This is a genomic window from Actinomadura livida (assembly GCF_014648675.1).
Classification (GTDB): domain Bacteria; phylum Actinomycetota; class Actinomycetes; order Streptosporangiales; family Streptosporangiaceae; genus Spirillospora; species Spirillospora livida.
In genome coordinates this window covers 338,552-358,863 of sequence record NZ_BMRO01000008.1, presented here as the reverse complement: position 1 = coordinate 358,863, position 20,312 = coordinate 338,552, and the positions used below count along the sequence as shown (strand labels likewise).

Sequence of the window (20,312 nt, the reverse complement as noted above, 5' to 3'; positions counted from 1 at the left end):
GAGTGGGGCGGCTGGAGGTCGCATCTCCGGCCGCCCCTTCTCTCTCCCCTGAACTGCTCAAAGAAGAGGTGTGACCCATCATGGCATGGGAGTTCCGCAAGCTCGCCCCTGGCGAGAACGTCGCCGTCGAGACCCAGCGTGACCCGTTCGCGGCGCCGAAGTGGGCGCCTCCGGTGTGGCACATGCCCGAGGGCCTGGTCCTCATCGTCAACGCCGTCCGCTTCCTCGTCCGCACGCTCGTGTTCCTGGTCCGCAACATCGTCCCCGTCTCGGCCGCGTCCGCGCTCGGCTGGCTCGGCTACCGGTTCGGGTGGACCGTCCCCGTTCTGGTCCTGGCCCTCGTCGCCGTGGGCCTGGGTGTGTGGGCGGGGGTGGACCGTCCGTCCTTCGTCCGCTGGATCGCCCGTCCGGCCCGGTCCTGGTGGCGCATGGTGTTCGTCTACCGGCGGCACTGGCAACCGGTCCTGGTCACGGCCGGGCTCACCAAGATGCACAAGGGCAGGGAGTACCTGCCCTCCCTGGTCCGGGTCCGTTCCGGTCCGACGTGTGACCGGGTGCTGGTCCGCATGCTCAAAGGTCAAGCGCCGGACGCGTGGGAGCGGGTCACGGCCAACCTGGCGCACGGCTTCGGCGCGTCCCTGGTCCGGGTGCGGGACGGGGACCGTCCGGGACGAGTGTGGCTTGAGTTCGTCCGCACAGATGCCCTCGCCGAACCGATACCGGCTCTCCCCCTCCCGGACGCCTCCGAGGTGGACCTGTCCGGGCTGGTGGTTGGACGGTGTGAGGACGGCTCCCCCTGGCGGCTGCGACTCCTCGGCACGCACGTGCTGATCGCGGGGGCGACGGGGGCCGGCAAGGGCTCGGTCATCTGGTCGGCCGTCCGCGCGCTGCTGCCGCTCATGCTCGGCGGGCTGGTGGAGGTGTGGGCCGTCGATCCCAAGCGCATGGAGTTGTCGTTTGGTCGGGTGCTGTTCGAACGGTACGGGCGGTACTCCTCCGATCCCAAGGGCGGCATGGTCGATCTGCTGGAGGCGGCGGCCCAGGACATGAACGCACGCGCGGAGCGGTTCGCGGGGGTGACGCGGTCGTTCACGCCGTCGCGTGAGTTTCCGTTCCGGGTGATCGTGGTGGATGAGCTGGCGTTCCTGACCGCCTACTGCCCTGAACGGGACCTACGCAAGCGCGCCGAGTCCGCGCTGGCCGTGCTCACCAGTCAGGGCCGGTCGGTGGGGTACTGCGTCATCGGCGCTCAGCAGGACGCCCGCAAAGAGGTCAACAACCTGCGCAACCTGTTCCCCGACCGCATCGCCCTGCGCCTCGACGAGGACGAGCAGGTCGACATGGTCCTTGGCGACGGTGCCCGCGACCGCGGCGCCCTGGCCGACCAGATCTCATCCATCCCGCACATCGGCGCAGGGGTCGGGTTCGTCCGGCTGGAAACCTCCCCAGATCCGGTACGGGTGCGGGCTGCGTACGTGTCCGATGCCGATATCCGCGCGATGGTCGCGCTCGGCCTGCCCGATGTGGAGGCGGCGTGACCAAACCCCCGGTCCACGTCACTCAACCCGCCCTCGACGCCCCAGACGAGCCTGAGCCGGAACCGGTGGTCAAGACGCTGCCTCCGCTGGCGCGCGGGGTGCTGGAAGCGGTCGCGGTCGAACACGGCGTCTGCATCCGCCCCGTGCCCATGCGGCGGGTCGACCTGAACACGGGCGCGGCCGAGGTGGTGTATGTCCCGTGCGGTCACACCCTGGCCTCGGTCTGTCCGTCCTGCGCCGAACGCAAGCGTAAGCTTCGGGCCGTCCAGTGCAGCCAGGGCTGGCACTTGGACACCGAACCCCAGATCAACCGCGCTGACCCCGATGACGAGCAACACGCCTGGATGGAACTGCGGGCACAAGCTCAAGCGTCCCGTGACCGTGCGGCCGAGGACGGTACTGCGGACGGCGAAGACTCCGAGTTCTGGGACGCGGTTCTTCGTGACCTCGACCATGAACTTGAACGGTCGGGCGTGCGCGGTGCGCTCAAGACCGGTGACGAGTGCAAGAGCCGACGGACCCGGTCGACCCGTAGGCGGCAGGATGCGCCGGACCTTCCCCGGCGGCCGGTCGACTCCCGCACAGTCGGCAAGGTCTTCCGAGGCAAGGACGGCAAGACGTTCCGGCCCTCGATCTTCCTCACCCTGACCCTGGACTCCTACGGGCGGGTGCGCTCGGACGGAACCCCGGTCGACCCGGACGGCTACGACTACACGCGGGCGGCGCGGGACGCTCTTCACTTCTCCAAGCTCATAGACCGGTTCGTGCAGAACCTGCGCCGCTTCGTCGGCCATGACGTGCAGTACTTCGCGACCGTCGAACCACAGCGGCGGCTGGCTCCTCACCTGCACATGGCCATTCGCGGCACGATCTCGCGTGCTGAGCTGCGGCAAGTGGTGGCCGCGACGTATCACCAGGTGTGGTGGCCTCCGACTGACCGCGTCGTCTTCTCCGGGGATCACCTGCCGGTCTGGGACGACCTTGCGGGCGAGAGCGGCGGCTACCTCGACCCGGCAACCGGCGAGGTCCTACCCACCTGGGATGAAGCGCTAGACGCGCTCGGCCTGGACGAGGACGCCGAACCCTTGCACGTGGTGCGGTTCGGGCGGCAGATCGACGCTCAAGGAGTGCTGGCCGACTCCCCGCAGTCCCGCAAGCTGATCGGCTACCTGACCAAGTACCTCGTCAAGGGCGTCGCCGAATGCCACAACGCCGAAACCAGCGCGCAGCGCGAACACGTCGACCGGATGGCCGAAGCACTTCGCTACGAGCCCTGCTCGCCCACGTGCGCGAACTGGCTGCGCTACGGCGTCCAGCCCAAGACTCCACGCAAGGGCCTCACGCCCGGCTACTGCAGGGGCAAGGCCCACCGACGCGAACACCTCGGCTACGGCGGCCGCCGCGTCCTGGTCTCCCGCAAGTGGTCGGGAAAGACCCTGGCCGACCACAAAGCCGACCGTAAGGCGTGGGTCCTCGCGCGGCTGGCCGAGGCCGGTGTACCCGTCACCAACCCGGCCGACCCCAACGCCGTCCACGTCTGGGAACGCGCCGGGCCTGGCGACCCGGACGTCAAGCCCATCGAAAGACGGCTCATGCACCTGATCAACGAACGCGTCACCCGGCGGGCCCAACTCGACCAAGCAACCCAGAACCACACTCCCGAACTTTCGGCAACTCCGGAGGCAGCGTGAACACGGACGCTGAACCGACCGCCCTTCCGCTCCCCTGGGACCGGACATGGTCCGTCGAAGAGGTGTCGTACTTCCTGGGCGTCCCGGTCGCCACGCTCCATCAGTGGCGCTATCTCGGAACGGGACCGAAGGCAGCACGGGCGGGCCGACGTCTGCGCTACCTGCCTGCCGATGTCCTCGACTGGTTCCGCCAGCAGCAGGAGGCCGCGTAATGGCTGTCTACGATCGGTGGCACACGGTCAAGCCTCGGACCGACGAACAGAGCAAGCCAGTACCGCCGTGCCGTGAGCACAAGCAGTTCCCCAGCGTCGACCACGGTAAGGGCGACCGTTGGCAGGTCCGTTGGCGTGACGAGACCGGCAAGCAACGCAAAAGCAACTTCGCGAAGAAGGCGGGCAAGGACCCGAACACCTGCGCCGATGCCTTCGACGCCAAGATTCGGGCCTCCCTGGATGCCGGGACGTACGTTGATCCTGCGCGCGGCAAGGTCCTCCTAGAGGACTTCGCGAAGCGGTGGCGTAGCGGCCTGACCGGCGACCCGAACACCCTGTGGAACGTCGACAAGCGTCTTGCGCACATCATCGACGTGCAGCCTCGGCCGGGCCAGGGCAAGAGCCGGCGGCCCACTGGCGACCCAAGCGTGATCGCAAAACAGCCCATGTCGGTCCTGGCGATGCGCCCCAGCCTGGTGCAGCAATGGATCAAGAGCCTGGAGCGTAAGGGGCTGTCACCCGGCTACATCAAGCGCATCGTCGACACGCTCTCAACGATCTTCATCGCTGCCATGGAAGACGGCTTGGTCGACAGGAACCCCACCAAGGCGAGTTCGGTCAAGCCTCCCCGCGTGCCGAAGAAGAAGGTCGTGCCGTGGACGCTTGACCAGGTGGAGTCTGCGGCCGAAGCGCTCGGCAAGGATGCCGCCATGGTGTACCTCGGCGTTGGGGTCGGCCTGCGGCAAGGTGAGATCTTCGGCTTGGCGGTCGATGACATCGATCTTCTCGGCAATCGGATCATCCATGTCCGTCGGCAGGTGCGGTTGGTCAGTAAGCGGCTGGTGTTCAGCCTCCCCAAGGGCGACAAGGAACGAGACATCCCCCTGCCCAACTCGCTCGGCCTGCGACTGTCAGCCCACATCGCGGCTCATCAGCCAGTAGAGATCACGCTGCCCTGGAAAACTCCGGACGGACCGCCCCATACCGCGCGACTGCTCTTCGCTCGGCCCAGTGGCCAACCCCACCACGGGGGCGTCTTCAACTACGTGTGGCAACGGGTCCGCAGAGCTGTCGGTGTCCCGGAGACTCCCGAGAACGGAATGCATGTCCTTCGCCATACGGCGGCGTCGGCCTGGCTCGCTGCGGGCGTCGACATCCGGACCGTGGCCGAGTACCTCGGGCACGCTGACCCCGGCTTCACGCTCCGGACGTACGCGCATCTGCTTCCGGATGCCGCTGACCGCGCACGTACGGCCATGGACGCGTTCTTCGCCTTGGAAGGCAAGATCGAGAACGCCAGTGCCCTGCATGTGCCCTCAGAGCTGGGACGGTGAGAGAACATGCAGGTCACAGCGGGTCTGTCAGGGCTCGAACTTGTAGCCCAGGCCGCGGACGGTGACGATGTAGCGCGGCGTGGACGGCACTTCCTCGATCTTGGCGCGGAGGCGCTTGATGTGCACGTCCAGCGTCTTGGTGTCCCCCACGTAGTCGGCGCCCCACACGCGGTCGATCAGCTGCATCCGGGTCAGGACGCGGCCCGCGTTGCGCAGCAGCACCTCCAGCAGCTCGAACTCCTTGAGCGGAAGCTGGACGGATTCGCCGCCGACGCTGACGATGTGCCGCTCGACGTCCATCCGGACGGGACCGGCCTCCAGGGTCGCGGGCGCCAGCTCCTCGACCTCGCCCTGGCGGCGCAGGACGGCCCGCATCCGCGCGATCAGCTCGCGCGTCGAGAACGGCTTGGTGACGTAGTCGTCGGCGCCGAGCTCCAGGCCGACGACCTTGTCGACCTCGCTGTCCTTGGCGGTCAGCATGATGACGGGGACGCTGGACCTGGTCCGCAGCTCCCGGCACACCTCCGTCCCGGGCAGCCCGGGGAGCATCAGGTCGAGGAGCACGAGGTCGGCACCGTTGCGCTCGAAGATGTCCAGCGCGTCGGGGCCGGTGGCGGCGACGGCCACCTCGAAGCCCTCCTTGCGCAGGTTGTACGACAGTGCGTCGCTGAACGACTCCTCGTCTTCCACGACGAGCACGCGGGTCACGGTGCCTCCTGGGCAGGGTTATCGGTGTTGTTCTCTGCGTCGGCGTCCTTGCGCGCGGCCGTCCCGCCCGCGGCGGTGCCGAGCAGCGGGAGGCGGATCGTGAACGTCGACCCGTGGCCCTCCTTGCTCCACACCGTCACGTCCCCGCCGTGCTTGCCGGTGACGTGCTTGACGATGGCGAGCCCGAGGCCGGTGCCGCCGGTCTGCCGGGAGCGGGCCGGGTCGACCCGGTAGAAGCGCTCGAAGATGCGCCCCACCTCGCCGTCCGGGATGCCGATGCCCTGGTCGGTCACGTTGACCTCGACCTGGTCGTCGCCGCAGCGCCGGGCCGAGACGACGACCCGGGTGTTCTCCGGACTGTACGCGACGGCGTTGTCGACCAGGTTCCGCAGGGCGCTGACGAGGAGTTCCTGGTCGCCGTGCACGCGCAGGCCGTCCTCGCCGCCGGCCGCCAGCTCGATCTCCTTGGCGGACGCCTTGGTCCGGCAGCCCTCCAGCGCCTCGGCGACCACCTCGTCCACGGAGACGGAACGCAGGTCGGGCAGCGGCTCGTCGCCCTGGACGCGCGACAGCGTCATCAGGTCCTGGACGAGGTTCGTCAGCCGCACCGACTCGTACTGCATCCGGCCCGCGAACCGGCGGACCGCCTCGGGGTCGTCGGCGGCGTTCTCGACCGTCTCGGCCAGCAGCCACAGCGCTCCGACGGGGGTCTTGAGCTCGTGGCTGACGTTCGCCACGAAGTCGCGGCGGATCGCCTCGGTGCGGTGCATGTCGGTGAGGTCCTCGGCCAGCACGAGGACGAGGCCGTGCGAACCGAGCGGGGTCACCCGCACCGCGAACCAGCGGCCGTCCGCGCGGCTCCGCGCGGCCGTCGAGCCGACCTGGATCTCGGTCTCGCGGATCTCGCCGTCCCGCCGGACGAGCCGCGCCATCGCGAGCACCTCGTCCACCACGAGGCGGTCGCCGCTGACGAGGCCGTAGGCGCGTGCGGCGGAGCTGGCGCGCAGGACGCGGTCCTCGACGTCCACCACGACCGCCGACGACCGCAGGACGCTGAGCACGGAGGCCACGCCCGGCGGCAGGACGCCGACCGGCGTCGCCGGGGCCGCCACCCGATGGGACCGCTCGCTCACCCGTACCGCCAATCCCGTCGTCAGCCCGATCGCGAGTCCGGCCAGCCCGGTCAGGACCGCGACAACTTCGACCTCCACACCTCGGATGGTAAGCGGCGCTCGGCCCCGTCCCGGCGTCCGGCCCTGGTCAGGGCGATCTCGTTCCCCGAATGTTCACCTTCTTATCCGCGGTCGTTCATGTCGCCGCGGCAGGCTGTGGCGTGGGCGAGTACGCCCGGACACCCCGGACGGCCCCCGTAGCACCCCGAAACACCGCCCGGTTCGCCCCCGTATGAAGCGAAGGATTCTGAATTGCGCGACGCCTACCACGAGGAACTCGACTCCCTCGCCGACCGGCTGGTCGAGATGACCCGGCTCGTCCGGTCCGCGATGGCCCGCGCGGTGACCGCGCTGCTGGACGCCGACCTGCGGCTGGCCGAGGAGGTCATCAGCGGGGACGAGCAGGTCAACAAGATCGACGCCGAGATCGAGGACGTCGTCTTCGACCTGATGGCCCGGCAGCAGCCGGTGGCCGGCGACCTGCGCACGCTGATCACCACGCTGCGGATGAGCGGCGACCTGGAGCGCATGGGCGACCTCGCCGTCCACATCGCCAAGACCGCCCGCCGCCGGCACCCCGAGTCGGCCGTCCCGCCGGAGCTGCAGGCCACCGTCCTGGAGATGGGGCAGATCGCCGAGCGGATGATCGCGAAGGCGGGCAGCGTCATCGCGTCGCAGGACGTCGAGATGGGCCTGGAGCTCGACGCCGACGACGACCAGATGGACCGCCTCCACCGGCGCCTGTTCGACCTCCTGCTGTCCCCCAAGTGGAAGCACGGCGTCGAACCGGCGGTGGACATCACGCTCGCCGGCCGCTACTTCGAGCGGTTCGCCGACCACGCCGTCCACGTGGCGGAGAACGTCGTCTACCTCGTCACGGGCCAGCGCCCTGCGGAGATCAACGAGCTCTGACCCGCCGCCACAACCGGCGGCGGGTGCCCGGTGCCACTGTCGGGTGCTACTTGTTGCGCCTGCCGCGCCGCGGCTTGGCCTTCTCCTTGGACTTGGCGTCCTTCGCGGACGGGGCGGGGGCCTTGGCGTCGCCCTTCTTCGCGGCGCCCTGGTTCTTGACGGCCTCGATGGCGGCCTTCGCGGCGGCCGGGTCGAGGTACTCGCCGCCGCGCTTGAGGGGCGCGAAGTCGTCGTCCAGCTCGTAGACGAGGGGGATGCCGGTCGGGATGTTGAGGCCGACGATCTGCTCGTCGGAGACGTCGTCCAGGTGCTTGACCAGGGCGCGGAGCGAGTTCCCGTGCGCGGCGACCATGACGGTCTTGCCGGCGGCCAGGTCGGGGACGATCGCGTCGTACCAGTACGGCAGGAGGCGGTCGACCACGTCGGCGAGGCACTCCGTGCGCGGGATCAGCTCGGACGGCAACTCGGCGTAGCGGAGGTCGTTGACCTGGGAGAGCGGGTCGTCGTCCTTGATGGGCGGCGGCGGGGTGTCGTAGGAGCGGCGCCAGGTCATGAACTGCTCTTCGCCGAACTCCTCGCGCGTCTGCGCTTTGTTCTTGCCCTGGAGGGCGCCGTAGTGCCGCTCGTTGAGCCGCCAGGAGCGGTGGACGGGGATCCACAGCAGGTCGGCGACGTCCAAGGCGATGTTGGCGGTGCGGATGGCCCGCTTCAGCAGCGAGGTGTGTACCACGTCGGGGGTGATGTCGGCGTCGAGCAGCAGGTCGCCGCCCTTGGTCGCCTCACTTTCCCCCTTCGCGGACAGATCGACGTCCACCCACCCGGTGAACAGCCCTTCCGCGTTCCAGACGCTTTCACCATGCCGGAGCAATACCAGGGTCGCCATGGGACCGAAGCTTATCGGCCCGTTCCGTCCCCCTGACCCTCGGCGGGGTCCCTGTTGGCGGGGTCGGCGAAGGACGCGAACGCCTGGAGGTTGGCGAGGCTCTCGCCGCGCTTGACCCGCCAGTCCCACTCGCGCTGGATGGACGACTTGAATCCGCGTTCGAGCGCCTTGTCGAAGTTGTCGTCGGAGTAGGTGAGGACGCAGCCGAGCAGGCGGTCGACCTCGTCCGGCGTCACCGACTGCAGGGGGACCTTGCCGACGAGGTGGACGTCGCCGACCTCGTCCAAGGCGAAGGCGACCCCGTACATGCGGCCGTTCTTCTCCAGGAGGAAGCGGTAGAACTCGGCGTGGTTCTCGTCTGGGCGGCGGCAGAAGAACGCCTCGACGTGCAGGCTGTGCTCGCCGACGATGAGCCAGGTCATGGTGGCGAGCTTGCGCTGCCCGGGGAGCTTGACGAAGAACGCGTCCTCGCGCGGTTCGTCGAACTCCAGCTCCGCGGCCCGCAGCGTCTCCTTGATGGTCTCAACAGGACTCAAACGGGTCTCCTGCGGGGGGACGACCCCCCGCACCCCCCGGTTCGCTTCGCTCAAGCTGATACCTCCGCAGGCGTGGCGACCTGCACAGCTGGAATGGACATGGCTCCGGTATACACCTCAAGGAGGTTGTCGACGGTGGCGTCCCACCCGAAGCTGTTCCCGTGCCGGACGGCCCCGCGAGACAGCCGGGCGTACAGGCCGGGCTCGTAGTGCAGCCGGCGCAGCACGGCGGCGTAGTCGGCGGGATCGTGGCCGGAGATCAGCACGCCGGAGTCGCCGTCGGCGACGGCGGTGCAGAGGCCGCCGACGCGGGACGCGACGACGGGCGTCCCGCAGGCCTGGGACTCGACGGCAACGAGGCCGAACGACTCGCTGTGCGACGGGACGACGGTGACGTCCGCGGCCCGGTACCAGTCGGCCAGCTCGGACTGCGGGCTCGGCGGCTCGAAGCGCATGACGTCGGAGATGCCGAGTTCGGCGGCGAGGTTCTGCAGGCCCTCGGGGCGGCAGCGGCCGGAGCCGCTCGGGCCGCCGACGACGGCGACGACGAGCTTCGCGCGCAGCGCCGGGTCGTCGGCGATCATGCGGGCGACGGCGCGGAGCAGCACGTCCGGGGCCTTGAGCGGCTGGATGCGGCCGACGAACAGCAGCACGTACGCGTCGCGGGGCAGGCCGAGGCGGCGGCGGGCGGGGCCGGTGCGGTGCGGGAACAGGCCGGCGCCGCGGGCGAGCAGGGGCGACTCGGGGCGGAAGAGCGACAGGTCGACGCCGGGGCTGACGGTCGCGACGCGGGCGGGGTCGGCGCCGTACAGGTCGACGAGTTCGCGGGCCTCCTTGGCGGTGTTGGCGACGAGCTGGTCGGACGACGCCACGACCTGCTCCTCGCCGAGGACGCGCTCGACCGGTTCGGCCTTGTCGCCGTCCGCGAGCGCCGCGTTCTTGACCTTGGCCATGGTGTGCATGGAGTGGACGAGCGGGACGCCCCAGCGCTGCTTCGCCGCCCACCCGGCCTGGCCGGACAGCCAGTAGTGGGTGTGCAGGAGGTCGTAGTGGCCGGGGTCGTGCGCCGCCTCCACGCGCAGGATGCCGGAGGTGAAGCCGCACAGGTGCCGGGGGAGGTCGGTCTTGTCCAGTTCCTCGAACGGCCCGGCGACGACGTTCCGGACGAGCACGCCGGGGGCGAGCTCGACGACGGGCGGCATCGCGCGGCAGGTCGCGCGGGTGAAGATGTCGACCTCGACGCCTCTGGCGGCGAGGCGCTTGGCCACCTCGACGATGTAGACGTTCATGCCGCCCGCATCGCCGGTACCTGGTTGATCAAGGGGGGAAGTATGAACACTGACCGTCGCAACCCGGTTGATACGACGCGACACCGGACATCACCTCCGGTAGTGCAACCTATCGACCGCGTTGGGTGTTCCCTCGGTTAGGGGGCCAATCGTCATCCGCCGCCACAGTGACCGGTCTCACCGGTGAACGGGCCGTCCCGGCTCCGCCACCGGGGCCCGCGAGCGGGACACTGGACGCATGCGTAAGACCGCGGTAGTCACCGGAGCAAGCAGCGGAATCGGGGCCGCCACGGCGCGGCGCCTGGCGGCCGAGGGGTTCCACGTCGTGCTCGCCGCGCGGCGGCGGGACCGCCTGGAGGCCCTCGCCAAGGAGATCGCCGAGAACGAGCCGGGCGCGGGCCGGGTCGTCCCGATCGCCCTCGACGTGACCTCGCAGGAGTCGGTGGACGCGCTCGCGGCCGCGGTCGGCGGCTGCCACGTGCTGGTCAACAACGCCGGGGGCGCCCTCGGCCTCGACCCCGTGGCGAACGCCGACCTGGGCGAGTGGCAGAAGATGTACGACTCCAACGTCCTCGGGCTGGTCCGGGTGACCAAGGCACTGCTGCCGAAGCTCATCGAGAGCGGCGCCGGGCACGTCGTCAACGTCACCTCGCTGGCGGCGCACTTCCCCTACGAGGGCGGCGCGGGCTACAACGCGGCCAAGCACGCCGCGTACGCGGTGAACGAGGTGATGCGGCTGGAGCTGGTCGCCGAGCCCGTCCGGGTCACCGAGATCGCGCCGGGCATGGTGAAGACGGAGGAGTTCTCGCTGGTCCGGTTCCACGGCGACGCGGAGAAGGCGGCCAAGCCGTACGAGGGCGTCGCCGAGCCGCTGGTCGCCGAGGACGTCGCCGACTGCGTGGCCTGGGCCGTCACCCGTCCGCCGCACGTCAACATCGACCGGATCGACGTCCAGCCGCGCGTCCAGGCGGCCCCCTACAAGCTCCACCGCGAGCCGCGCGGGTAGCGGGTCAGCCGGTGCCGGGCGCGACCGCCGTCCAGGGGAGGGTCACCTCGCCGAGGCGCCAGCGGTTCCGGCCGCCGTAGGGCGGACGGGTCAGCACGGGGTAGTCCGCCGACAGCAGCCGGACCGCCTCGACCCAGCGGGCGCGGGGGCCGAACACCGAGTGCGGCGCGGCGGTCGCCCAGCAGCGGTCGAACGCGGCGAGGAACGCGTGGACGGGCTCGCCCGGGACGTTCCGGTGGATCAGCGTCTTCGGCAGCCGCTCCGCCAGCGCGGACGGGCGGTCGAGCGTCGGCAGGTGCGCCGCGAACGTTATCGTCCGCGGCCCGCCCGGGGTGAGCGTCGCCCAGACGGCGCGGCGCCCGATCTCGTCGCACGTCCCCTCCACGAGGACGCCGGACGGGTCGAGGCGCGCGCACATCTCGTCCCAGGCGCGCCAGGCCGCGGGTTCGTCGTACTGGCGCAGGACGTTGAACGCCCTGATCAGGACGGGCGGGCGCGCGACCGGGAGCTCGAAGCCGCCGCGCCGGAACGACAGGCCCTCGCACGCGCCGGGGCCTCCTTTCGAGTGATCTCCTTTGGACGCGTCCAGCGCGGAGAGGAAGGCGAGCCCGGCGGCGACGCGGTCGGGGTCTATCTCGATGCCGACGACCTCCAGGCGGGGGGACACGGCGCGGAGGCGGGTGTAGAGCTCGAACGTCGTGACGGGGGAGGCGCCGTAGCCGAGGTCGACGGCGAGGGGGCGGGGGCCGGTGCCCGGTGGGGCCCTGCGGGGCGGCGCCGAACTTCCGGGAGGCGCCCGGCGCGGCGGGGCCGATGAGCCGTCCGAGTCCGGCGGGCGGCGCGGGGTCGGCGGCCGGGCCGGGCGCGGCGGGCCCGGGATCGAGCGCAGCGGGCCGGCCTGGGTGGCGGCGATCCAGCGGTCGACGCGGCGCAGGCGGTTGGGGGCGGTGGTGCCGCGGGTCACCACGCCCCGCGGCCGGTGTACGGGGGGCACCGGATAATTGTTCCTTCTCGCCCGCTATGCCTCGTACGACATTTCCAACCCGCCGGATCGCGGACCCCGCTGAACGAGATTCGGTAAGCGGTCGTTTACGGTACTGGCAAGCGTCCGGAGGAGCGACGCCGTCCCCTGGAGGAGTGCCGAATGCTCGACCTGGCGACCCTGCACGAGGCCATCGCCGCCGCCGTCCCCGACCGCGAGTGCCTGGTCTGGGGCGACCACCGGGTGACCTGGCGCGAGATGGCCGAGCGGACCCGGCGGCTGGCGAACGTCCTGCACGGCCACGGCCTGGGCCTGCGCGAGGACGGCGGGCGGGCCGAACCGTGGGAGTCGCCGCACGAGCACCTCGCCCTCTACCTGCACAACGGCCCGGAGTACCTGGAGGGCCTCGTCGGCGCGCACAAGGCCCGGGTCGCGCCGTTCAACGTCAACTACCGGTACGTGGACGACGAGCTGGCCCACCTCTTCCGGGACGCCCGCCCGGCCGCGGTGATCTACCACGCCCGGTTCGCGCCGGTGATCGGACGGGTGGTCGCGCAACTCGAACGGCGTCCGCTGCTCCTCCAGGTGGCCGACGCGTCCGGGGAGGACCTCCTGCCGGGCGCGCTCGACTACGAGGAGGCCCTCGCGAAGGCGTCCGCCGAGCCCCTGCGGGACGTCCGTCCCGAGGCCGGCGACCTGCACATCCTCTACACCGGCGGGACGACCGGGATGCCCAAGGGCGTGCTGTGGCGGATCGGCGACCTGATGACCGGGCCGCTCGGGATGCGCCGCCGCGACGGCGCCCCGCTCACCGATCTCGGCGAGGCCCTCGAAAAGGCCGTGCGGAGCGACCACCGCGTGCTCGTAGGCCCGCCGCTCATGCACGGCGCGGGCACGTGGTCGGCGCTGGGCGGCTGGTGCGGCGGCGCGTGCGTCGTCTTCCCCGGCCGGGTGGACGGCCTGGACGCCGCCGACCTGATGGCCACCGCCGAGCGGGAGCGCATCACCCGGATGCCGCTGGTCGGGGACGCGTTCGCCCGCCCGATCGTCGAGGCGCTCGAAGCCCGGCCGCACGACCTCGGCTCGATGCGGACGTTCGTGAACTCGGCCGCCGCCATCAGCCCGGACGTCAAGCGGCGGCTCCTGGAGCTCCTCCCCCACGCCCGCATCGTGGACATCCTCGGGTCGTCGGAGTCCGGCTTCCAGGTCGCGCGCAACGGCTCGTCGGCCCGGTCGTTCATGCCGACGCCGGGGACGGCCGTGCTCAGCGCCGACCGGTCGCGCCGCCTCGCGCCCGGCGAGGACGAGATGGGCTGGCTGGCCAAGGGCGGCGACGCGATCCCGCTCGGCTACCTCGGCGACCCGGCGAAGACCGCGGCCACGTTCCTCACCCTGGACGGCGAGCGCCTCGTCGTGGCGGGCGACCGCGCGCGGCTGCTCGCGGACGGCACCGTCGAGGTCCACGGACGGGAGGCCACGACGATCAACACCGGCGGGGAGAAGGTGTTCGCGGAGGAGGTCGAGAACGTCCTGCGCGGGCTGCCCGGCGTCGCGGACGCGCTGGTCGTCGGCCGGCCGAGCGAGCGCTGGGGCACCAAGATCGTCGCGGTGGTCCGTCCGGTGCCGGACGGTGCGGCGCCCGGTGACGAGGAGCTGCGCGAGGGCTGCGCGGCCCACCTGGCCCGCTACAAGATCCCGAAGGCGTTCGTCCGCACGGACCTCGGCCTGCGCCTGCCCAACGGCAAGGCCGACTACGCCACCGCCCGCACGCTCCTGAACTAAACGAACCCGGTTCGGTTTGTCGGGCGCGGACCTGTACGGGCGGCGTCCCGCCGCGAGATCCTGGCGGCATGCCGGATCTGAACTCCCTGCTCGCCGACCTCGCCGCCGAAGGCGACTCCGTCGATGCCCTGGTCGCGCCGCTGCCCGCCGCGCGCTGGGCGGACCCGACCCCCGCCGAAGGCTGGACGATCGCCCACCAGATCGCCCACCTCGCCTGGACGGACGACCTCGCCATCACCGCGGCCACCGACGCCGCCGCGTTCGCCGGGATCGTCGAACGGGCGCTGGCCGAGCCCGGCGACTACGTCGACGGCGGAGCCGAGGAGGGCGCGGCCGAGGAGCCCGCACGTCTCCTCGCCCGGTGGCGCGAAGGACGGCGCCGCATGGTCGACGCCCTGGCCGCCGTCCCGGCCGGGACGCGCATCCCCTGGTTCGCCCCGCCGATGAGCGCGGCGTCGATGGCGACCGCGCGGCTCATGGAGACCTGGGCGCACGGGGAGGACGTCGCCGACGCCCTGGGCGAGCGGCGCAAGCCCACCCACCGGCTCCGGCACGTCGCCCACATCGGCGCCCGGGCCCGCGACTTCGCCTTCCGCAACCGCGGCCTGGAGCCGCCCGCCGGGGAGTTCCGCATCGTCCTCAAGGGCCCTGCGGGCGAGGAGTGGACGTGGGGACCGCCGGACGCCGCGCAGTCGGTCACCGGCCCCGCGCTCGACTTCTGCCACCTGACCACCCAGCGCCGCCACCGCGCCGACCTGGCCCTCACCGCCATCGGCGCGGACGCCGACCGCTGGCTCGACATCGCCCAGTCCTTCGCGGGCCCGTCCGGCCCCGGCCGCCCGCCCGCGGCCTGAGCCGGGCGGAAGGTGAGGTCGGCCACCCGGCCTGAACGTTCAGCGCGAGCCGGGTTGGAGATGTGTCCGGTATGACGATTCTGATTGCGTACGACGGGTCCGACGACGCGCAGGCGGCGGTCATGTACGCGGCGCGGCATCTGAAGCCGGAGCCCACCGTGGTCATGACGGTGTGGGAACCGCTGCTGGCGCAGGTCAACTGGGCGTCGCTCGCGACCGTGACGTCGGTCGCCGCCTGGCAGGAGGGCGGCCACTACGAGGAGCAGAAGGAGGCCGAGCGCCTCGCGGAGCACGGCGCCGGCCTCGCACGCGACAACGGACCGGCCGAGGTGACGGCGCGGGCCGAGCGCGGTGCCGGGCCGGTGTGGGCCGCGATCGTGGACGTCGCTGACGAACTGAACGCCTCGCTCATCGTCACCGGGTCGCGCGGGCTCGCGGGCGCCCGGTCGGTGATCCTCGGCAGCGTCTCCACGCGTGTTCTTCATCACGCCCGGCGCCCGACGCTCGTCGTCCCGCCGCCGAAAGAGGACGACTGAGGGCCCGCCGCGGCTACGGCGTGCCGAGGGCGTGCTCAAAGGCGGCGTAGGCGTCCGTGCTGAACAGGACGAAGCGGGCGTCGGTCACCTTGGTGGGCGTGGCGCGGACGGTTCCGACGGCGATGCGCGCGGCGTCCTGCATGGGCCAGCCGTAAACGCCCGCCGACACGGCCGGAAAAGCGATCGACTCGACGCCGAGGTCGTCGGCGACGCGCAGCGATTCGCGGTAGCAGGACGCGAGCTGGGCGCTGCGGTCCTCGGCCGCGGAGTAGACGGGCCCGACGGTGTGGATGACCCATTCGGCGGGCAGCAGGCCGCCGGTCGTCGCGACCGCCTGGCCGGTCGGCAGGCCGCCGCCATAGTGCGATGCACGCAGTTTGCGGCATTCATCCAAGATCTCCGGACCGCCTTTGCGATGAATCGCGCCGTCCACCCCGCCACCGCCGAGGAGGGACGAGTTCGCCGCGTTCACCACCGCGTCCACCTGCTGCTCGGTGATGTCGCCCCGGATGAGAGTGATCTTCATGCCGCCGTTCCTCCGCTGTGGCCGAACCCCGTCAGAAGAGAAGAATTCTCTTCCGGACCGGTCGCGAAACGCGTTCGGGCGGTTCCCGGCGGTACGCTCATGGCGGACGAGTCTCCAGGGGAGGTTACGGCTCGTCCGACGTCGTCCGGCCGAAGCGGGGGCACCATGCGGAAGGCCGGACGTGACCATTGAAAGAGTGAATGCCTATCCTGCCGTCGAGACGACCACAAAGGCGTGAAAGTCGTGGAGGTACCCCCTTGAAGATTCTCCTCGCCGGAGCGACCGGAGTCGTCGGTCGCCGGCTGATCCCGCTGCTGACCCGGGCGGGCCACGAGGTCGCAGGGACGACGCGCCGCCCCGGTCGTGCCGCACTGCTCCGCGACCTCGGCGCCGCGCCGGTCGTCGTGGACGCCCTCGACGCCTCAGCGCTGCGCAAGGCCGTGGCGGCCGAGCGCCCGGACGCGGTCATCCACCAGCTCACCGATCTCAGCGACGAGGACTTCGCGGCCAACTCGCATCTCCGGATCGAGGGCACCCGCAACCTCGTCGAGGCCGCGCTGGCCGCCGGCGTCCAGACCATGGTCGCGCAGAGCATCGCGTGGCTGTACCGCCCCGGGGACGCCCCGGCCGTCGAGACCGACCCGCTCGACTCGTCGCTGCCGCCGTACGAGGGCGTCGCCGCGCTGGAGGACGCGCTCGCCGAGATGCCGCGCGGGATCGTGCTGCGGTACGGCGCGCTCTACGGGCCGGGCACCTGGTACGCGCCGGACGGCGCGATCGCCGAGCGGGTGCGGGCGGGCAGCCTGCGCCTCACGCCCTCGTGGACGTCGTTCGTGCACGCCGACGACGCGGCGTCGGCCGCGCTGGCGGCGCTCGACTGGCCCGCGGGCGCGGTCAACATCGTCGACGACGAGCCGGCGACGACGGCCGACTGGCTGCCGGTCTACAGCGCGGCCCTCGGCGCCCCCACGCCGGGCAGCGCGGGCAAGCACGCCGCCACGACGGGCCGCCCGGTGTCGAACGCGAAGGCGCTGGACCTCGGCTGGAAGCCGCAGTTCGCGTCCTGGCGCACGGGGTTCTCCCAGATGGAGGGGTCCGCGGCGATGAACGGCGTCCGGTCCGACTGACGCCTCCGGCGGGTGCGCGGGCGGCTCAGCCGAACTGGAAGGACCGCTTCGCCAGGCCGAACCAGTAGCCGTCGATGACCGACCGCCGTGCCGAGGGGTTGTCGGCGTCCGCGCCGAGCGCCATGAACAGCGGCGCGAAGTGCTCCGTCCTCGGGTGGGCGACACGGGCCGCCGGTGCCTTGGCCCGGAAGTCGAGCAGGGCGTCGATGTCGCCGCCCTCCACGGCCCGCTGCGCCCAGTCGTCGAACTCCTCCGACCAGGCCGGCGGCTCCGCGTCCGGTCCGGGGCGCATCTCCCGCAGGTTGTGCGTGGTGAACCCGCTCCCGACGATGAGGACGCCCTTGTCGCGCAGCGGCGCGAGGCTCCGCCCGATGTCGAAGAGCCGCGCGGGTTCCAGCGTCGGCATGGACATCTGCAGCACGGGAACGTCGGCGTCCGGGTACATCTCGACGAGCGGCACGTACGCGCCGTGGTCGAGCCCCCGCTTCTCGTCCTGGTGGACGCCCGGGATGAGCTTGCGCACGTCATCGGCCAGTTCGGGCGCGCCGGGGGCGTCGTAACGCACGGTGTAGTAGTGCTCGGGGAAGCCCCAGAAGTCGTAGACGAGCGGCACCTGGCGGGTGGCGCCGATGCTCAGCGGCGCCTCCTCCCAATGGGCGGACACCATCAAGATCGCCTTCGGCTTCGGCATCCCGGCCGACCAGCGGGCCAGCTCGTCCGTCCACACGGGGTCGTCTGCTAGCGGCGGTGCGCCGTGGCTGAGGTACAAAACGGGCATCCGAGTCATGTCATCCCCCTTAGTCGTTGCCTCAAGGTAACCCGATTTAGTTTAACTTTCAAGTCTTGAAGGTTCAATCTTCCGGGTAGGCTGGAAGGCATGACGGAACCACGGTGGCTCGACGCCGACGAGCAGGAGACCTGGCGCGCCTTCCTGTGGACGTCGCGCCTGCTCAACGAGGCCCTCGACCGGCAGCTCCAGCGCGACTCGGGGATGCCGCACGCCTACTACATGATCCTGGCGATGCTGTCGGAGTCCCCCGGCCGCGCGCTGACCATGAGCGAGCTGGCGGAGGTCGTCCACTCGTCGCCGAGCCGCCTGTCCCACGCCGTCAACCGGCTGGAGGAGGCCGGCTGGGTCCGCCGGACCAAGCACGCCACCGACCGCCGCGCCACGATCGCCGAGCTGACCGACGAGGGCTACGCCGTGCTGGTCGAGGCCGCCCCCGGCCACGTCGCCGAGGTCAGGCGCCGGCTGTTCGACCCGCTGACCCGCGAGCAGATGCTGGAGTTCCGCGAGACCCTCCACGCCCTGCTCGAAGCGCTGGACCCCGACCACACGGCCCCCTGCGCCCCGGATTCCAGCTGATCCGCGCGGCGGGGTTCGGTTAACCGAACCCCCGACCGGCCTGCCCGCACGATCGACCCGGACGGCCCCCGCGAAGGAGCCTGGAAACACCTGCTCGTCCCTGACCAGAGGGGTGTTTCCATGACGATCACCGCTTCCCGCGCCGGGCTCCGGGCCCATCTCGGGCGGACGCTCTGGCTGCGCTCCGCGTACACGCTCACCGCCCTCCCCGCGGCCCTCGCCTCGCTGACCGGCGCACCGATGCAGGCTTCGCTCGCCCAACGGCTCCTGGGCGTCGAGCCAAAGCGCACGGGACGGTTCCCCACGATCGTCCACGCGCTGCTGTCCCTGCCGCTCAACGTGGTGTCGCTGCTGCTGGTGGGTTATGCGTGGAGCATCGTCGTCCTCAACCTGCTCTACCCGGGACGGTGGCTCATCGGGATGGGCGGCACACTCGACGACGCCTGGGGCGGTCCCACTCTCGCCGGTGCCTGGGCCGTCCACGCCTTGGGCGGGCTCGTGATGCTCGCGCTGATGCCGGTCATCCTGAAGGCGCTCACAGCGCTCCATACCCGACTGCCTGTCGGCGTTCTGGGCGGGACGATGGGTAGATGAGACCCGTGCTGCGCAGAGCTGGGGCCGACACCCTCTATCTCCTGGTGAAGGCACCACTCGCCCTCATCGGTTTCGCCTACGCGCTGCTGTCGGCCGTGCTCGGCGGTGTCCTGTCGGTGACCAGGCTCGGCGGACCGGCGACGGCGGCGGTGCTGCGCGGTGCCCGGAGGTTCGGCGCGCTGCACCGGCGCCTCGCGGCCGTCCTCCTGGAGGAGCACGTGCCCGCGCCGGAGCGGCCCCGCTCGCGGGCGGGGCTGCGCGCCTGGGTGCGCGACGCGCACGACGGCACCGGCTACCGGGCGTTCCTGCACCTGCTGACCGCGCTGCCGCTGGCGCTCCTCGGCCTCGTCGCGGTGCTCGTGACGTGGGTGTACGGGTTCCTGCTGCTGACGTACCCGATCCAGCGGTCGCTCGGCCTCAACGAGTCACGCGGGCGCGACTCCAGCGGCGAGCCGAGAGTCGGCCTGTCGATCGACGGCTTCTACTTCGACACCTGGCAGCGCAGCCTCCTGGTCGCGCTGGCGGGCGCGGTGCTGCTGCTGCTCGCGCCGCGCGCCGTCCGGCTCACCGCCGGGCTGGACCTGGCCGCGCTGCGGGCGCTGCTCGGCCCCCGTCCCCGCGACGCCCGCATCCGCGACCTGGAGGAGAGCCGGTCGTACGCGGTGGAGGACGCGGCCGCGACGCTCCGCCGGATCGAGCGCGACCTGCACGACGGCGCGCAGGTGCGGCTCGTCTCGCTGACCATGACGCTCGCCGCGCTGAAGGAGACGCTCCCGGCGGACGCCCCGGACGGCGCCCGCAAGCTCGTCGACGACGCGCACACCGGCGCCCGCGCGGCGATCTCCGAGCTGCGCGAGCTGGTGCGGGGCATCCACCCGCCCGTGCTGGACAAGGGCCTGGACGCGGCGCTGGCGACGCTGGCCGCCCGCAGCCCCGTCCCGGTGGAGCTGGACACGGACCTGCCGGAACGCCCGTCCGCCGCCATCGAGTCGATCGCGTACTTCTGCGCGTCCGAGCTGCTCGCCAACGCCGCCAGGCACGCGGCGGCCGGCCGGGTGACCATCACGGCCGCCGAGCCGGGCGCGGGCGCACTGCGGCTCGCCGTCACCGACGACGGGAGCGGCGGCGCGTGGGCGCGTCCGGGCGGCGGCCTCGCGGGGCTGGTCGAGCGGGTGCGTACGGTGGACGGCGAGCTTCACCTGGACAGCCCGCCGGGAGGACCGACCGCCGTGACCGTCACGCTCCCCCTCCGCACGCCATGACC

The 20,312-nt window shown here is 71.5% G+C and carries 21 protein-coding genes; 13 read left to right on the top strand and 8 right to left on the bottom strand.

The features are described 5' to 3' along the window. The first annotated feature begins 80 nt into the window (after nt 1-80). Genes IEZ03_RS21365 through IEZ03_RS21350 form a run of 4 tightly spaced genes read left to right on the top strand, consistent with a single transcriptional unit; the run spans nt 81 to nt 4,775 of the window. Nucleotides 81-1,538 carry an FtsK/SpoIIIE domain-containing protein gene (locus tag IEZ03_RS21365; RefSeq protein ID WP_229808448.1) on the top strand — a complete coding sequence of 486 codons (1,458 nt, stop codon included), beginning with the start codon at nt 81-83 and terminating at the stop codon, nt 1,536-1,538. Beyond that, nucleotides 1,535-3,229: a replication initiator gene (locus IEZ03_RS21360; protein ID WP_312882970.1), complete on the top strand. Its 1,695-nt coding sequence runs from the start codon at nt 1,535-1,537 to the stop codon at nt 3,227-3,229. Before IEZ03_RS21365 ends, IEZ03_RS21360 begins: the two co-directional genes overlap by 4 nt. Then, complete coding sequence (locus tag IEZ03_RS21355; protein ID WP_184880695.1) at nt 3,226-3,441, top strand: helix-turn-helix transcriptional regulator; 216 nt, start codon at nt 3,226-3,228, stop codon at nt 3,439-3,441. The genes IEZ03_RS21360 and IEZ03_RS21355 overlap by 4 nt, the downstream gene beginning before the upstream one ends. After that, the gene (locus IEZ03_RS21350) at nt 3,441-4,775 is read left to right on the top strand and encodes a tyrosine-type recombinase/integrase (RefSeq protein ID WP_184880693.1); all 1,335 of its coding nucleotides are present in this window, start codon (nt 3,441-3,443) and stop codon (nt 4,773-4,775) included. The genes IEZ03_RS21355 and IEZ03_RS21350 overlap by 1 nt, the downstream gene beginning before the upstream one ends. A 27-nt stretch (nt 4,776-4,802) precedes the next feature. On the opposite strand, the gene IEZ03_RS21345 is transcribed toward IEZ03_RS21350, so the two are convergent. Together IEZ03_RS21345 and IEZ03_RS21340 are read right to left on the bottom strand one after the other, a co-directional pair. Next, a complete protein-coding gene (locus tag IEZ03_RS21345) occupies nt 4,803-5,474 on the bottom strand; it encodes a winged helix-turn-helix domain-containing protein (RefSeq protein ID WP_465251096.1) in 672 nt (223 codons plus the stop codon). A 5-nt stretch (nt 5,475-5,479) separates the two neighbouring features. Continuing rightward, nucleotides 5,480-6,694, bottom strand: coding sequence for a sensor histidine kinase (locus IEZ03_RS21340; protein ID WP_184880689.1), 1,215 nt, complete (start codon nt 6,692-6,694; stop codon nt 5,480-5,482). Between the two features lie 213 nt (nt 6,695-6,907). On the opposite strand from IEZ03_RS21340, the gene phoU reads away from it, so the two are divergent. Next, nucleotides 6,908-7,567: a phosphate signaling complex protein PhoU gene (gene phoU / locus IEZ03_RS21335; protein ID WP_184880687.1), complete on the top strand. Its 660-nt coding sequence runs from the start codon at nt 6,908-6,910 to the stop codon at nt 7,565-7,567. 46 nt (nt 7,568-7,613) lie between these two features. Here phoU and IEZ03_RS21330 read toward each other — a convergent pair whose 3' ends face one another. Genes IEZ03_RS21330 through mshA form a run of 3 tightly spaced genes read right to left on the bottom strand, consistent with a single transcriptional unit; the run spans nt 7,614 to nt 10,359 of the window. Continuing rightward, nucleotides 7,614-8,450 (bottom strand): phosphoglyceromutase, encoded by an 837-nt coding sequence (locus IEZ03_RS21330; protein WP_184880685.1) that lies wholly within the window; start codon nt 8,448-8,450, stop codon nt 7,614-7,616. 11 nt (nt 8,451-8,461) lie between these two features. Next, complete coding sequence (locus IEZ03_RS21325; protein WP_184880683.1) at nt 8,462-8,986, bottom strand: type III secretion system chaperone family protein; 525 nt, start codon at nt 8,984-8,986, stop codon at nt 8,462-8,464. 50 nt (nt 8,987-9,036) lie between these two features. After that, on the bottom strand, nt 9,037-10,359 hold the full coding sequence (gene mshA / locus IEZ03_RS21320; protein WP_184880681.1) for a D-inositol-3-phosphate glycosyltransferase: 1,323 nt from the start codon (nt 10,357-10,359) through the stop codon (nt 9,037-9,039). Nucleotides 10,360-10,513: 154 nt separating this feature from the next. Between mshA and IEZ03_RS21315 the strand changes: the two genes are divergently transcribed. Further along, complete coding sequence (locus IEZ03_RS21315) at nt 10,514-11,281, top strand: SDR family NAD(P)-dependent oxidoreductase (protein ID WP_184880679.1); 768 nt, start codon at nt 10,514-10,516, stop codon at nt 11,279-11,281. A 4-nt stretch (nt 11,282-11,285) separates the two neighbouring features. Here the strand turns inward: IEZ03_RS21315 and IEZ03_RS21310 are convergent, their stop codons facing one another. Next, a complete protein-coding gene (locus IEZ03_RS21310) occupies nt 11,286-12,275 on the bottom strand; it encodes a class I SAM-dependent methyltransferase (protein WP_229808447.1) in 990 nt (329 codons plus the stop codon). A gap of 150 nt (nt 12,276-12,425) precedes the next feature. On the opposite strand from IEZ03_RS21310, the gene IEZ03_RS21305 reads away from it, so the two are divergent. The 3 genes from IEZ03_RS21305 to IEZ03_RS21295 all read left to right on the top strand — a co-directional run bounded on the left by IEZ03_RS21305 (nt 12,426) and on the right by IEZ03_RS21295 (nt 15,435). Beyond that, nucleotides 12,426-14,045, top strand: coding sequence for an AMP-binding protein (locus IEZ03_RS21305; protein WP_184880677.1), 1,620 nt, complete (start codon nt 12,426-12,428; stop codon nt 14,043-14,045). 68 nt (nt 14,046-14,113) lie between these two features. Beyond that, nucleotides 14,114-14,899 carry a TIGR03084 family metal-binding protein gene (locus IEZ03_RS21300; RefSeq protein WP_184880675.1) on the top strand — a complete coding sequence of 262 codons (786 nt, stop codon included), beginning with the start codon at nt 14,114-14,116 and terminating at the stop codon, nt 14,897-14,899. A gap of 71 nt (nt 14,900-14,970) precedes the next feature. Further along, nucleotides 14,971-15,435: a universal stress protein gene (locus tag IEZ03_RS21295; protein WP_184880673.1), complete on the top strand. Its 465-nt coding sequence runs from the start codon at nt 14,971-14,973 to the stop codon at nt 15,433-15,435. Between the two features lie 13 nt (nt 15,436-15,448). Here the strand turns inward: IEZ03_RS21295 and IEZ03_RS21290 are convergent, their stop codons facing one another. Further along, nucleotides 15,449-15,961 carry an O-acetyl-ADP-ribose deacetylase gene (locus IEZ03_RS21290; RefSeq protein WP_184880671.1) on the bottom strand — a complete coding sequence of 171 codons (513 nt, stop codon included), beginning with the start codon at nt 15,959-15,961 and terminating at the stop codon, nt 15,449-15,451. Between the two features lie 257 nt (nt 15,962-16,218). On the opposite strand from IEZ03_RS21290, the gene IEZ03_RS21285 reads away from it, so the two are divergent. Then, nucleotides 16,219-17,088 carry an NAD-dependent epimerase/dehydratase family protein gene (locus IEZ03_RS21285; protein WP_184880670.1) on the top strand — a complete coding sequence of 290 codons (870 nt, stop codon included), beginning with the start codon at nt 16,219-16,221 and terminating at the stop codon, nt 17,086-17,088. Between the two features lie 25 nt (nt 17,089-17,113). On the opposite strand, the gene IEZ03_RS21280 is transcribed toward IEZ03_RS21285, so the two are convergent. Further along, nucleotides 17,114-17,866 (bottom strand): dioxygenase family protein, encoded by a 753-nt coding sequence (locus IEZ03_RS21280; RefSeq protein ID WP_184880668.1) that lies wholly within the window; start codon nt 17,864-17,866, stop codon nt 17,114-17,116. 99 nt (nt 17,867-17,965) lie between these two features. Here IEZ03_RS21280 and IEZ03_RS21275 point away from each other — a divergent pair, with 99 nt between their 5' ends. The 3 genes from IEZ03_RS21275 (at nt 17,966) to IEZ03_RS21265 (ending at nt 20,310) form a co-directional block, all read left to right on the top strand. After that, entirely contained in the window at nt 17,966-18,454 is a 489-nt protein-coding gene (locus tag IEZ03_RS21275) for a MarR family winged helix-turn-helix transcriptional regulator (protein WP_184880666.1), read from the top strand. Nucleotides 18,455-18,574: 120 nt separating this feature from the next. Then, the gene (locus IEZ03_RS21270) at nt 18,575-19,048 is read left to right on the top strand and encodes a hypothetical protein (protein WP_184880664.1); all 474 of its coding nucleotides are present in this window, start codon (nt 18,575-18,577) and stop codon (nt 19,046-19,048) included. Next, entirely contained in the window at nt 19,045-20,310 is a 1,266-nt protein-coding gene (locus IEZ03_RS21265; RefSeq protein WP_184880662.1) for a sensor histidine kinase, read from the top strand. Before IEZ03_RS21270 ends, IEZ03_RS21265 begins: the two co-directional genes overlap by 4 nt. The last annotated feature ends 2 nt before the right edge of the window (nt 20,311-20,312 follow it).

Coding starts and splice junctions, on each gene's coding strand:
- IEZ03_RS21365 (WP_229808448.1), top strand. CDS start 81: ATGGCATGGGAGTTCCGCAAGCTCGCCCCTGGCGAGAACGTCGCCGTC.
- IEZ03_RS21350 (WP_184880693.1), top strand. CDS start 3,441: ATGGCTGTCTACGATCGGTGGCACACGGTCAAGCCTCGGACCGACGAA.
- IEZ03_RS21280 (WP_184880668.1), bottom strand. CDS start 17,866: ATGCCCGTTTTGTACCTCAGCCACGGCGCACCGCCGCTAGCAGACGAC.
- IEZ03_RS21270 (WP_184880664.1), top strand. CDS start 18,575: ATGACGATCACCGCTTCCCGCGCCGGGCTCCGGGCCCATCTCGGGCGG.
- IEZ03_RS21265 (WP_184880662.1), top strand. CDS start 19,045: ATGAGACCCGTGCTGCGCAGAGCTGGGGCCGACACCCTCTATCTCCTG.
- IEZ03_RS21290 (WP_184880671.1), bottom strand. CDS start 15,961: ATGAAGATCACTCTCATCCGGGGCGACATCACCGAGCAGCAGGTGGAC.
- IEZ03_RS21295 (WP_184880673.1), top strand. CDS start 14,971: ATGACGATTCTGATTGCGTACGACGGGTCCGACGACGCGCAGGCGGCG.
- IEZ03_RS21330 (WP_184880685.1), bottom strand. CDS start 8,450: ATGGCGACCCTGGTATTGCTCCGGCATGGTGAAAGCGTCTGGAACGCG.
- IEZ03_RS21300 (WP_184880675.1), top strand. CDS start 14,114: ATGCCGGATCTGAACTCCCTGCTCGCCGACCTCGCCGCCGAAGGCGAC.
- IEZ03_RS21275 (WP_184880666.1), top strand. CDS start 17,966: ATGACGGAACCACGGTGGCTCGACGCCGACGAGCAGGAGACCTGGCGC.
- IEZ03_RS21305 (WP_184880677.1), top strand. CDS start 12,426: ATGCTCGACCTGGCGACCCTGCACGAGGCCATCGCCGCCGCCGTCCCC.
- IEZ03_RS21315 (WP_184880679.1), top strand. CDS start 10,514: ATGCGTAAGACCGCGGTAGTCACCGGAGCAAGCAGCGGAATCGGGGCC.